13 protein-coding genes are annotated in these 12,667 nt (G+C 60.9%); 2 read left to right on the top strand and 11 right to left on the bottom strand.

Going from position 1 to position 12,667, the window contains the following annotated elements:
* Positions 1-101 precede the first annotated feature (101 nt).
* The 10 genes from ACF8EA_RS05200 to ACF8EA_RS05245 all read right to left on the bottom strand — a co-directional run bounded on the left by ACF8EA_RS05200 (position 102) and on the right by ACF8EA_RS05245 (position 9,842).
* Complete coding sequence (locus tag ACF8EA_RS05200; RefSeq protein WP_392521226.1) at positions 102-590, bottom strand: RDD family protein; 489 nt, start codon at positions 588-590, stop codon at positions 102-104.
* Between the two features lie 89 nt (positions 591-679).
* Positions 680-889, bottom strand: coding sequence for a cold-shock protein (locus ACF8EA_RS05205; RefSeq protein ID WP_014589840.1), 210 nt, complete (start codon positions 887-889; stop codon positions 680-682).
* Between the two features lie 357 nt (positions 890-1,246).
* On the bottom strand, positions 1,247-2,368 hold the full coding sequence (gcvT, locus tag ACF8EA_RS05210; protein WP_392521227.1) for a glycine cleavage system aminomethyltransferase GcvT: 1,122 nt from the start codon (positions 2,366-2,368) through the stop codon (positions 1,247-1,249).
* Between the two features lie 27 nt (positions 2,369-2,395).
* A complete protein-coding gene (locus tag ACF8EA_RS05215; protein ID WP_392521228.1) occupies positions 2,396-3,772 on the bottom strand; it encodes an L-serine ammonia-lyase in 1,377 nt (458 codons plus the stop codon).
* A 149-nt stretch (positions 3,773-3,921) separates the two neighbouring features.
* Positions 3,922-6,777: an aminomethyl-transferring glycine dehydrogenase gene (gene gcvP, locus ACF8EA_RS05220; RefSeq protein ID WP_392521229.1), complete on the bottom strand. Its 2,856-nt coding sequence runs from the start codon at positions 6,775-6,777 to the stop codon at positions 3,922-3,924.
* Between the two features lie 11 nt (positions 6,778-6,788).
* Positions 6,789-7,172, bottom strand: a complete 384-nt coding sequence (gcvH, locus tag ACF8EA_RS05225) for a glycine cleavage system protein GcvH (RefSeq protein ID WP_003255087.1) — start codon at positions 7,170-7,172, stop codon at positions 6,789-6,791.
* Between the two features lie 302 nt (positions 7,173-7,474).
* Positions 7,475-7,942, bottom strand: coding sequence for a DoxX family protein (locus ACF8EA_RS05230; protein ID WP_392521230.1), 468 nt, complete (start codon positions 7,940-7,942; stop codon positions 7,475-7,477).
* The gene (locus ACF8EA_RS05235; protein ID WP_028698092.1) at positions 7,935-8,708 is read right to left on the bottom strand and encodes a DNA-binding domain-containing protein; all 774 of its coding nucleotides are present in this window, start codon (positions 8,706-8,708) and stop codon (positions 7,935-7,937) included. Before ACF8EA_RS05235 ends, ACF8EA_RS05230 begins: the two co-directional genes overlap by 8 nt.
* A complete protein-coding gene (locus ACF8EA_RS05240) occupies positions 8,705-9,538 on the bottom strand; it encodes a DUF692 domain-containing protein (RefSeq protein ID WP_181005337.1) in 834 nt (277 codons plus the stop codon). Before ACF8EA_RS05240 ends, ACF8EA_RS05235 begins: the two co-directional genes overlap by 4 nt.
* 16 nt (positions 9,539-9,554) lie before the next feature.
* Positions 9,555-9,842 (bottom strand): DUF2282 domain-containing protein, encoded by a 288-nt coding sequence (locus tag ACF8EA_RS05245; protein WP_021781885.1) that lies wholly within the window; start codon positions 9,840-9,842, stop codon positions 9,555-9,557.
* Positions 9,843-10,066: 224 nt separating this feature from the next.
* On the opposite strand from ACF8EA_RS05245, the gene ACF8EA_RS05250 reads away from it, so the two are divergent.
* Positions 10,067-10,651 (top strand): sigma-70 family RNA polymerase sigma factor, encoded by a 585-nt coding sequence (locus ACF8EA_RS05250; RefSeq protein ID WP_021781886.1) that lies wholly within the window; start codon positions 10,067-10,069, stop codon positions 10,649-10,651.
* A complete protein-coding gene (locus tag ACF8EA_RS05255) occupies positions 10,641-11,282 on the top strand; it encodes a DUF1109 domain-containing protein (RefSeq protein ID WP_021781887.1) in 642 nt (213 codons plus the stop codon). The genes ACF8EA_RS05250 and ACF8EA_RS05255 overlap by 11 nt, the downstream gene beginning before the upstream one ends.
* A gap of 58 nt (positions 11,283-11,340) precedes the next feature.
* Here ACF8EA_RS05255 and gltS read toward each other — a convergent pair whose 3' ends face one another.
* A complete protein-coding gene (gene gltS / locus ACF8EA_RS05260) occupies positions 11,341-12,546 on the bottom strand; it encodes a sodium/glutamate symporter (protein WP_021781888.1) in 1,206 nt (401 codons plus the stop codon).
* Positions 12,547-12,667: the final 121 nt, after the last annotated feature.

The raw sequence follows: 12,667 nt of genomic DNA on the forward strand, positions 1-12,667 counted from the left end.
CCACCGTGGCACTGTGATGCCTCGGCGGGGGCGAGTCCATCGATTACAGGTACCGCGCAGGCATCAAGAAAGGGCCGAACCGGCAACGCCAAGCTTGTGGCTTATTTTTTCTGTTTAGGCACCCGCACCAGCTGGCTTTCCGAATAGATGTCATGCCAACCACGCTTGCGATTGTCGATCAGCACCCAGAAAAAACCCAACCCCAGGCACAGCCACGAGGCGATCGACACGACGAACCGCAACAGCGCCTGCCACAGGCTGATGGCCGAGCCATCGGCATTCTGCACCCGGACGCCCCACACCTGCATACCTAGCGTCTGCCCGCCGTGGGTCCAGAACTTGGCAAAGAAGCCGAACAGGGCAAACAGCAATACCGTAGACAGCAGTGGGTCGCCATCCAGTGCGCCGGCCTCGGTCAGCTCGCGCATACGTGCTTCGCCGATGATCGACATCTGAATCATCTTGTAGGCGCCAGCGGTAACGATCAGCAGTGCGGTACACAGCAAAAAGTCATAGAACATTGCAGCCAGGCGCCGGCCCAGGCTGACCGGCGGAAAATCACCCTGGGGTGTGAGTAGAGGCTTGGACATGCAGGACGCTCCAAAAGACGATCCCGCTATTCTACGGGCAAAAAAAAACCCCTGCACTTGGCAGGGGCTTTTCAAAGTCTGGCGCTGGATCAGACAGGTTGAACCTTGTCAGCCTGCATGCCCTTCTGGCCCTGGACTGCTTCGAAGGTGACTTGCTGGCCTTCTTTCAGGCTCTTGAAGCCGTTGCCTTCGATAGCGCGGAAGTGCACGAAGAGATCCGGACCGCTTTCTGGGGTAATGAAGCCGTAACCTTTTTCGTCATTGAACCACTTGACGGTACCCTTCTGACGCTCAGCCATTGTCTTATTTCCTATGAAACTTAAATTTTGATGACAGTTTCTTTCGCACTTTTTTGTAAGCGAAAGACTACTGGGCTGGGTTGCAGGAAGTAAGAGACGTCGAACGGGTTGTAGCAAATCTCGGCTACTGGCCCAGGTCACGAACTGTTGCGACCCATGCAAACACAGTGCAGTGACTCTACGCCAACTCCCGAGCGAAAAACAAGCCCTTGGTCGTATGGAAAACTGGCCGCTTGCCGATAACCGACCGATTTGTCGGAAACGGCATGGCGCCTGGCCTGGCGCCATGTTCAAAAGTTATTGGGCAGGTTCGAAAACGAATATGTCGACGCTGCCCAAAACCTTCACAAAGCCGTTTCAGCCACGGTAGTAACGTGGTGTCACGAAAGGCATTTTGCTGACTTTCAAGGCCACCTTCTTTCCACGCACCACGGCAAACAGTGCAGTGTCGAGTGCAGCATGTTCACTATCGATATAACCCATTGCGACAGGTGCAGCGAGTGTCGGACCAAAGCCTCCGCTGCATACTTTACCCACCGGTTTATCGTTTGCGTCGACAATGTCAGCGCCTTCGCGTACTGGCGTACGCTCCTGAGGCAACAAGCCTACGCGCTTGCGCGCGACCCCGTCGCGCACGTGGGCGAAGATCGCCTCGGCACCAGGGAAGCCGGCAGCACGTGCACCCTCGGCACGGCGCACCTTGGAAATCGCCCACAGCAGGCTGGCTTCGATCGGCGTAGTCTCGCTGTTCATGTCATGGCCATACAGGCACAAGCCAGCTTCCAGGCGCAGCGAGTCGCGTGCGCCCAGGCCGATCGGCTGTACTTCCGGCTCGGCCAGCAGGCGGCGGGCCAGGGCGTCGGCAGCGTTGACCGGTACCGAGATCTCGTAGCCGTCTTCGCCGGTGTAGCCCGAGCGGCTGACGAAGCAGTCCACGTCCAGCAGCTTTACCCGGCGCAACTGCATGAAGATCATGCCGGCCACTTCTGGGGCCAGGCGTTCCAGCACTTTGACCGCAGCCGGGCCTTGTAGGGCGAGCAGGGCACGCTCCTCGAACAGCGGCTGCACCTCGCAGCGGCTGCCGATGTGCGCTTGCAGGTGAGCCAGGTCCTGCGCCTTGCAGGCCGCGTTGACTACCAGGAACAGAGTGTCGTCGCCCAGGTTGGCAACCATCAGGTCGTCAAGAATGCCGCCTTGCTCATTGGTGAACATGGCATAGCGCTGCATGCCCACCGGCAGGTCGATGATATCCACCGGTACCAGGCTTTCCAGCGCCTTGGCGGCGTCAGCACCACGCAGAATGATCTGGCCCATGTGCGAGACGTCGAACAGGCCGGCCTGCTCGCGGGTGTGCAGGTGTTCCTTGAGCACACCCAGCGGGTACTGCACCGGCATGTCGTAGCCGGCGAACGGCACCATGCGCGCACCCAGTTCCAGGTGCAGGGCATGCAGTGGGGTCTTGAGCAGTGTTTCGGACATCGATGACTCCTTGCTGTCATTGTCGGGTCAACATTCAATGATGTTGACGGCCAGGCCGCCACGGGCGGTCTCTTTATATTTGCTTTTCATGTCGGCGCCGGTCTGGCGCATGGTGCGGATGACCTTGTCCAGCGACACGTAGTGCTGCCCGTCGCCGCGCAGGGCCATGCGTACCGCGTTGATGGCCTTCACCGAGCCCATCGCATTGCGCTCGATACAGGGCACCTGCACGAGGCCGCCGATCGGGTCGCAGGTCAGGCCCAGGTTGTGTTCCATGCCTATTTCGGCGGCGTTCTCCACCTGCTGCACGCTGCCGCCCATCACTTCGCACAGCGCCCCGGCGGCCATCGAGCAGGCCACGCCGACCTCGCCCTGGCAGCCCACTTCGGCACCGGAGATGGAGGCGTTTTCCTTGTACAGGATGCCGATGGCTGCAGCGGTGAGCAGAAAGCGCACCACCCCGTCCTCGCTGGCACCCGGCACGAAGCGCATGTAGTAGTGAAGGACTGCCGGGACGATGCCCGCTGCGCCGTTGGTAGGGGCGGTAACCACACGACCGCCGTAGGCGTTTTCCTCGTTTACCGCCAAGGCGTAGAGGTTGACCCAGTCGAGCACCGACAGGGCGTCACGCAGGCTGGCCTCCGGGTGGCCGCTCAGTTGGCGGTACAGGGCCGGCGCACGGCGTTTGACCTTGAGCCCTCCCGGTAATATGCCCTCATGCTGGCAGCCAGCAGCGACACAATCTTGCATCACCTGCCAGATGCGCAGCAGCCCGGCTCGGGTTTCTGCTTCTGGGCGCCAGGCGGCCTCGTTGGCCAGCATCACCTGGCTCACCGACAGGTCATGCGCGGTACAGTGGCCGAGCAGCTCCTTGGCGGTCTTGAACGGATAGGCCAGCACCGTGGTGTCCTCGACGATGCGGTCGTGGCCGGCAGCGTCCTCGTCGACCACGAAACCACCGCCTACCGAGTAATACTCGCGGCTTCGGATTTGCAGGCCTGCGTCGTCGAACGCGCGGAAGATCATGCCGTTGGGGTGGTAGTCCAACGGCTTGCGGATCATCGCCAGGTGCTGCTTTTCGATGAACGCAATGCTGTGCTCGCCCAGCAGGTTGATGCGTCCGCTGTCGCGGATGGCTTGCAGGCGAGCGGGAATGCTGTCGGTGTCGATAATGTCCGGGTGTTCGCCTTCAAGGCCCAGCAGCACGGCTTTGTCACTGCCGTGGCCTTTGCCTGTGGCGCCCAGTGAGCCATACAGCTCGGCTTTGACGCTGGCGGTGCGGGCCAGCAGGCCGTCACGGCGCAGCCCTTCGGCAAACCGCGCAGCGGCGCGCATCGGGCCGACCGTGTGGGAGCTGGAGGGGCCGATGCCGATCTTGAACAGGTCGAAGACGCTCAGTGACATGTGGACCTCCTGCCAGGTTTTTGGGTGGACATTGAGCCCTGTAGGAGCGGGTTTACCCGCGAATGCGGCGGTATAGCCCCATCGCATTCGCGGGTAAACCCGCTCCTACACAGAGCCCGCCACCCAAGCCAAGTGGCGGGGAGGGGCTATCAGGCGTCCTGATAGCTCTCGATCGACGGGCAGGCGCACACCAGGTTGCGGTCGCCGAACACGTTGTCGACCCGGCCGACCGGCGGCCAGTACTTGCCCTCCACCAGACTCGCCAGCGGGTATACCGCCTGCTCGCGGCTGTAGCCATGGGTCCATTCGCCAACCAGCTCAGCCGCAGTGTGCGGGGCGTTTTTCAGCGGGTTGTCGTCCTTGTCCAGGCTACCGTCCTCCACCGCGCGGATTTCTTCGCGGATCTGGATCATCGCGTTGCAGAAGCGGTCCAGTTCTTCTTTGGACTCGCTTTCGGTCGGTTCGATCATCAGCGTGCCAGCCACCGGGAAGGACATGGTCGGGGCGTGGAAGCCGAAGTCGATCAACCGTTTGGCCACGTCGTCGACACTGATGCCGCTGGTGTCCTTCAGTGGGCGCAGGTCGAGAATGCACTCGTGAGCCACCAGGCCGTTACCGCCTGTATACAGAACAGGATAGTGCTCTTCCAGGCGGCGGGCGATGTAGTTGGCGTTGAGGATTGCCATTTGCGAGGCACGTTTGAGGCCGGCACCGCCCATCATGCGGATATACATCCATGTGATTGGCAGGATGCTGGCGCTACCGAACGGCGCAGCGCATACCGCGCCCTGGGTGTTTTCCAGCTGTGCATGGCCTGGCAGGAACGGCGCCAGGTGCGACTTGACGCCAATCGGGCCAACGCCCGGGCCACCACCACCGTGCGGGATGCAGAAGGTCTTATGCAGGTTCAGGTGGGAAACGTCGCCGCCGAACTTGCCTGGCGCGCACAGTCCGACCATGGCATTCATATTGGCGCCGTCGATGTACACCTGGCCACCGTTGTCGTGGATGATCGCGCAGATTTCGCCGATCGCTTCCTCGAACACGCCGTGGGTCGACGGGTAGGTGATCATGATTGCAGCCAGGCGCTCGCGGTGCTCGATGGCTTTGGCGCGCAGGTCCTCGACATCGACGTTGCCACGGGCGTCACAGGCGGTAACCACGACACGCATGCCAGCCATATGTGCAGTGGCCGGGTTGGTGCCATGGGCCGACGACGGGATCAGGCAGATATCGCGGTGGCCTTCACCACGGCTGCGGTGGTAGGCGCGGATCGCCAACAGCCCGGCGTATTCGCCCTGCGAGCCGGCGTTGGGCTGCAGCGACACGGCATCATAGCCAGTGGCCGCGCATAGCATGGCCTCCAGTTCGGTGGTCATCTGCAGGTAGCCCTGGCTCTGCTCGGCCGGGGCGAACGGGTGCAGGTTGCCGAACTCGGCCCAGGTGACCGGGATCATTTCGCTGGCGGCGTTCAGCTTCATGGTGCACGAGCCCAGCGGGATCATGCTGCGGTCCAGCGCCAGGTCCTTGTCGGCCAGGCGGCGCAGGTAGCGCATCAGCTCGGTTTCGCTGTGGTAGCGGTTGAACACCGGGTGTTCCAGGATGGCCGACTGGCGCAGCAGGGCGGCAGGCAGCAGGGAACCGGTGCTGGCGGCCAGTGCGGCGAAGTCAGGCTGTGCCTGCTCGCTACCCAGCAGCTGCCACAGCGACTCGACGTCAGCCTGAGTGCTGGTTTCGTCCAGAGACAGGCCCACATGGGCGGCATCGATCTGGCGCAGGTTGATGCCCTGGGCGCGTGCCTTGTCATGCAGGCTGGCGGTGGCAGTGCCGGTGGCCAGGGTCAGGGTATCGAAGGCGCTGGCGCCCACCACTTGTACGCCCAGCGCCTTCAGGCCGGCGGCAAGGATCGCGGTCAGGGCATGGGTGCGCTCGGCAATGCGCTTTAGGCCGGCAGGGCCGTGGTAGACGGCGAACATGCTGGCGATGTTGGCCAGCAGCACTTGGGCGGTGCAGATGTTGCTGGTGGCCTTTTCGCGGCGGATGTGCTGCTCGCGGGTCTGCATGGCCAGACGCAGGGCGGTTTTGCCGAAGCGGTCGATCGACACGCCGACCAGGCGGCCAGGCATGTCGCGCTTGAACGCATCGCGGGTGGCGAAGTAAGCCGCGTGCGGGCCACCGAAGCCCAGTGGCACGCCGAAGCGTTGGGCGCTGCCGATGGCCACGTCAGCCTCGAATTCGCCCGGTGGGGTCAGCAGGGTCAGGGCCAGCAGGTCTGCTGCTACGGCGACCAGAGCGTTGGCTGCATGGAAACGCTGTACGACCTCGCGGTAGTCGAACACTTCACCGTTGCTGGCCGGGTATTGCAGCAGGGCGCCGAAGAAGGCGCTGACATCGCCCAGCTCGCGCTCGTCGCCAACCACAACTTCGATACCCAGCGGCTCGGCACGGGTGCGCAGCACGTCGAGGGTTTGCGGGTGGCAGTGTACCGAGGCGAAGAAGGTGTGGCTGGCCTTGTTCTTCGACAGGCGCTTGCAGAAGGTCATGGCCTCGGCCGCAGCCGTGGCTTCGTCAAGCAAGGAGGCGTTGGCGATCGGCAGGCCGGTGAGGTCGCTGATCAGGGTCTGGAAGTTCAGCAGCGCTTCCAGGCGGCCTTGGGAAATTTCTGGCTGATACGGGGTGTAGGCGGTGTACCAGGCCGGGTTTTCCAGCAGGTTGCGCAGAATCGGCGCCGGAGTGTGGGTGTTGTAGTAGCCCTGGCCGATGTAGCTTTTGAACAGCTGGTTCTTGCCGGCGATGGCCTTGAGTGCGGCCAGCGCATCCGCTTCACTTTGGCCGTCATGCGAGCCAAGCACGCTGGTGCCCTTGATGCTGTCGGGGATGACCGCAGCGGTCATGGCGTCCAGCGAGTCGAAGCCCAGTGCAGTGAGCATGGCCTGTTCGTCAGCGGCGCGCGGGCCAATGTGACGGGCGATGAATTCGTTGGCGGTGCCGAGGTTGATGGTCATGGCGGGTGTCCTCAGGCGTCGTCGTTGGCTTTGAGCAGGCGGTCGTAGGCATCCTGGTCGAGCAGAGCGGTCACGGCTTCTGCATCGGCAGGGATGAAGCGGAAGAACCAGCCTTCGCCCATCGGGTCTTCGTTGACCAGTTCCGGGCTGTCTTCGAGCTGGCCGTTGACTTCGACCACTTCACCCGTCAGTGGCATGTACACGCCGCTGGCGGCCTTGACCGATTCGACGGTCGACGCTTCGCTGCCTTTCTCATACTGCTGCAACTCTGGCAGTTGCACGAAAACCACGTCACCCAGGGCATTCTGGGCGTAGGCGGTGATGCCCACGGTGACGCTGCCATCGGCTTCGACGCGCAGCCATTCGTGATCTTCAGTGAAACGCAACTCGCTCATGGGAAATCCTCGGGAAGCAGGGCGTGGGGCGCGGTGGCGCCGCGCTCTTAGGGTAGGATTCCCTTAGCAATAATGCGGCCAATATAAGAAATTTCTTATTTATCAATGGTTTATGTGAATGTGGCAGGAAACCCTATTTTTTGTATGGAATGATATCGTTACAGGTGCTCATGGGAGAAAAAGGGTTTGAGCATCAAACCCTTGTGCACTCACGTCGAGGCGGGCTCGTATCGTTTTCGCTACAGCGTAGCGAAAACGATACGATTGCTGCGTGAACAGGGCAGGTGCCAATTGGCCTTCGGTCATTTCACTTTCAGCAGATGATCCAGCGAAAACGCGCCGGCGCCCCGTGCGACCAGGAGCAGCAAGAGCCCTGCCCAAGTCAGGTGTGTGGGCCACGCATCGGGGTAGACGAACACTTCTATCACCAGGGTCATGCCCAGCAGTGCCAGCGCAGATAGCCTGGTCATCAGGCCGAGCACCAGCAATAGCGGGAACAAGTGCTCAGCGTAGGTTGCCAGGTGTGCTGCAAGCCAGGGCGAAAGGAGCGGCAGCGCGTACTCGGTGCGGAACAGCTCGTAGGTGCCGGGTGTGAGGGTGAGGAAACCTTCCACTTTGGTGCGCCCGGAAAGAAAGAATATCGAGGCGATCCCGAGCCGGGCGACCAGGCACAACAGGTCATCGCTCAACCGGCGCTCGATGCTCTGCGCAACGTGGTTCCAGGCGCGCCGCAAGCTGCTGGCCGGGGGCGTGAAATCGACACTAGCCATGGTGGTGTTCTCCTGTGAAGGCGAGTGGGCGAAAAGCCTGGGCTGTCATCAGGCGCCCGAGCATCTCGGTGAAGTCCAGGTCGGTTTCTGCGTGTCGTGCCAGGTCTGAGGCCTGCATCAGCGAGTGTCCGGCCGCACAGGCCTTGAGAAACTCATGGCCACCTTTCCCCAGCGGCTGATGGCATACGCCATCAGCGGTCCCGACAAACAGTACCCCTTCGCCCACCCATGGCTGGTCATGGGGCCAGGCAAGCTGTTCGCGGGCGCAGCGCCACAGGGTGTACACAGGATGCGCTTCGCACCAGTACCAACGGGCACTGGCACGGGGGGCCAGGCAACCGTGATCCAGATCGCTGGGGGTCATGCCTGCCAGCTCGACAAGGTTCAGGCACGGTTCGTTCGGCGCGCTGAAGGCTTCTGTCCAACGCAGGTCCAGGCGCGCGACATCCGCCAGATACGGCACAGCATGCTGTGACTGAATGTCTTCGAGGAAATCCGGAAAGGTTGCGCCGTAGCAGATCAGCCGGGGATCGCTGGGGGGAAATTGCCGCGCATAGACTGCCGCGGTCTCATCCATCCAGGCGCGCCCGACGAGTGTGCACACGCTCGGAAAGTTTGCGCGCAGCGCATCCACGCAGCCGGCCAGCACCGTGTTGCGATAAACCGCGAATGCCGCTTGTTCGGTCACTCCCGAAAGCTGGGGAGCAGGGCGGGAATAGAGTGCCTCGATGAATGCGTGCTGGAACTGACCAAGGGAAAGGTTCATGGCAATACACCTGGGCAAGTCATGATCGACTGTGCGATGGACCGTTCAGCAAGCAGTTCGGTGAACGGGGGAAGCTTGTCGTCACGTTCAATGAGTGTCGGGCGCGGGCCGACACGGGAAACCAGTTGGCGGTACAGCGCCCACACAGGCTCGGCCACCTGCGCATCATGGGAGTCGATCAACAGGTTGCCTTGGTCATCATCGCTGTGCCCGGCCAGGTGAATTTCTGTGATGGCTTGCGCTGGAAAGCGGTCCAGGTAGGCAGTTGCCGAGAACCCCAGATTGTGAGCACTCACATAGACGTTGTTGATGTCCAGCAGCAGGCCACAACCCGTGCGACGTGTCAGTTCGCCAAGAAAGTCGATCTCGTCCCAGTCATGGCCCTGCAGCTGCAGGTAATGACTGGGGTTTTCGATGGATATACGCCGGCCCAATACCTCCTGGCATCGCTGGATGTTTTCAGCGATGCGCTGCAGGGCTTCGTTGCTGCGGGGAAATGGCAGCAGGTCTGGATGGTAGTGCCCCTGCCAGGTGGACCAGGCCAGGTGCTCTGATACAAGTACCGGTTCGGTCTGATCGCACAGTGCGCGCAGACGCTGCAAGTGGTCCTGATCGGGGGCTGCATCAGCCGCCAGCGAAAGTGCCACACCATGCAATGAGACCGGGTGCCGCTCTGCGATGCGGTTCAGCCAGGCAAGGCGAGGGCCACCGACCATGTAGTTCTCCGGGTGAACTTCAAACCAGAGCCCTTCGAGATTGCACGCCAGCGCCTGGTCGTAGTGCTCGGCCTTCAGGCTGATTCCGGCGCCCATTCGTGCGTCTGCGTTCATGGTCGGTTTCCCCTGATCAAGACTTGTGAGGTGTCAGCGAACCCATGCCGGCAGGTGTCTTGATCGAAGTGCAGGTGCCGGCGGGGACGTTTTTCCAGTGCATGCCGTCGTAGTCTTTCTTCGCACTGCCTGCGCAGCTGGTACCGGCGCCGGCCTTGCAATCGTTCTTTCCTGCCATGGCGACGCCGTAGCATTTTTCCATGGCAGCGCCACTGCCTGCGGGTTGCGTGCTGTCGGCCGCCATGGCAACGCCTGCAAGCGAGGCGAGAGCAAGTGCTGCAGTGGTGAGGGCGAGGGTTTTCATGGGTGAATCTCCTGAGAGTGTGGCCGTGGTCTTTACCGGCGGCTCATGGAGTAATTCGTGCCTCGCGTAAAAAGGGTTACAGCCGTGGGAGAATTTTTTTCAGGGCATGTCTTAACAAGCTGATGTTGAAGCCAAGGGCATGGCATATTTGCAGCACCTGCGTGCCACACGCCGGGAGCGGATGAATCAAGTCAATTGTATTCAGGGTGTAACCCAGGCGGCCCATGCAGCGAACTAACTCACAGGATGAGCTCGAGGCTCGCGAGGCCCGGTTGAAAGCACTGTTGCTTCGAGGGCTGACAGGCGACCAGCTGGCCTATCAGGATTTTCTTGGCACGCTTGCGCTGCATGTGCGTGCGTTTCTGCGCAGCCGTCTGAGCAGGCGCCCGGCCGAGATAGAGGACATGGTGCAGGATGTGCTGCTGGCGGTGCATAACGCGCGTCACACTTACCAGGCACAGCAGCCTTTGACGGCTTGGGTGCATGCGATCGCCCGTTACAAACTGGCGGATCATCTGCGAAGTGTTTCACGTCGCGAAGCCCGGCATGATGTTCTGGACGATGATGCGCAATTGTTTGCTATTTCGGAGGTTGAATCAGCCGAGGCCAGCCGAGACCTGACCAAGCTGCTCAAGCAACTGCCAGAGCGGCAACGACTGCCGATTGTTCATGTCAAGCTGGAGGGGTTGTCTGTCGAAGAGACGGCACAACTTACCGGGCTTTCCAGTTCAGCGGTAAAGGTTGGGATACATCGAGGACTGAAAGCGCTATCCAGGCTGATTGGAGGAGCCAATAACCATGAAGACTGACGACTTGATTGCCTTGCTGGCCGCAGGCGAAGGGCCAGTGCCGCGCCACGCCGTTTGCAGGCGGATGGCGGTTGCTGTGCTGGGTGGGCTGACCGCAGCACTGCTGCTGACAGTTGCCCTTTACGGTGTACGTAGTGATATCACAGAGGTTGCACAAACCCCGTTGTTCTGGGGCAAAGTCGCCTTTCCAACCAGCTTGGCGTTGATCGGGCTGTGGTTGACAAGCCGCTTGGCCAGGCCAGGTGGGAAGGGCGCTGCAGGCTGGAAGATGCTTGGCTTGCCACTGCTGCTGGTCTGGTGCGGGGCGGCCGTGAGTATCGCCGGGGCGCCTGTGGATGCTCGCGCCGACCTGTTGTTCGGGCGCACATGGCGTACCTGCGCACTGAATATCACGTTGCTGTCGGTGCCGGCTTTTGTCACCGTGTTCTGGGCGCTGAAAGGCCTGGCGCCCACCCGGTTACGGCAAGCGGGCGCTGCCGGTGGCCTGCTGGCGGGCTCGACCGCAACGGTGGCCTACTGCCTGCATTGTCCGGAAATGGGCGTACCGTTCTGGGGTGTGTGGTATGTCCTTGGCATGCTTGTTCCGACGGCGTTCGGTGCCTGGTGGGGCCCCCGCATGCTGCGTTGGTAGGCAACTCAGAGCGGCTTTCTGGTTGCCGGTCCTGTGCTTTAAGGGGGCCTGAAAGCGCTTAACCAGTAATGAACAAGGGCAATGCCAGGTACAGCTTGATCACGATGACATTGATGATGTCGATGAAGAACGCCCCCACCATCGGCACCACCAGGAAGGCAAGGTGCGAGGCGCCATAGCGTTGTGTCACCGCTTGCATGTTGGCGATGGCTGTCGGTGTAGCACCCAGGCCGAAGCCACAGTGGCCGGCAGCCAGGACTGCAGCATCGTAGTTGCGCCCCATTACCTTGAACGTCACGAAGATTGCGAACAGCGCCATGACCAGTGTCTGCGCGGCCAACAAGGTAAAGAAGGGTAAAGCCAGGGCTGCCAGGTCCCACAACTTGAGCGACATCAAGGCAATGGCCAGGAACAGGGACAAACTTACATTGCCCAGTACCGACACTTCCCGTTCGAATACTTTGTAAAAGCCGAAAGCCCGAAGCCCATTGCGCAACAGTACGCCGACGAAGAGTACGCAAACGAATGTCGGTAGTTCGAATGCTGTACCTTTCAGCAAGCTGTTAAGTAATGTGCCAGTCAATAAGCTGACAGCAATAAGTGCCAAGGTTTCTATAAATGAAAACGATGTGATCAGGCGCTCTCTGTCCGGTTGTTCAAAGCCCTTGGGTAACTGCGGCGTTTCTTCTTGCACCCCTGGTGTCTTGACCCGTTTGATCAGCAACCGGGCGACTGGGCCACCAATCAAACCGCCCAACACCAGGCCGAAAGTGGCAGAGGCCATTGCCAGTTCCGACGCCGAAGCCAGGCCAAACCTCTCAGTGAAGGTCGCGCCCCAGGCAACACCTGTACCGTGGCCACCCGACAAGCTGATCGAACCGGCCAGCAGGCCCATCAGCGGGTCGAGCCCCAACGCTGTCGCCAGACCGATACCCATGGCGTTCTGAACCACCAGCAAACCCGTCACCACCAGGAGGAATACGGCGACCACGCGTCCACCTTTCTTCAGGCTCGCGAAGTCTGCACTCAAGCCGATGGTAGCGAAGAATGCCAGCATCAACGGTGTTTGCAACGAGGTATCAAATTGGACGTGTACATCGAAACTGCGCAATGCCAGAAGTGACAAGGCAACGACCAGGCCGCCTGCAACAGGCTCAGGGATATTGTATGCGCGCAGGAAACCAATACGTGCGACCAGGCCGCGTCCCAATAGCAGTACCAAAGAGGCGGCTACAAGTGTCCCGTAAAAATCGAGTTCAAACATCAGGGTGCTCTTAGTTCAAGGTGACATGCAAAATTACAATGTCACCATTCTACGGGGAGCACTCCAGTCAAATACGGCTGGGCAGCTAGGAAAAGTCTGATTCAATTATGGGTTTTTACCA

The organism is Pseudomonas sp. YQ_5 (genome assembly GCF_043103305.1).
Taxonomy (GTDB): Bacteria; Pseudomonadota; Gammaproteobacteria; order Pseudomonadales; family Pseudomonadaceae; genus Aquipseudomonas; species Aquipseudomonas putida_Y.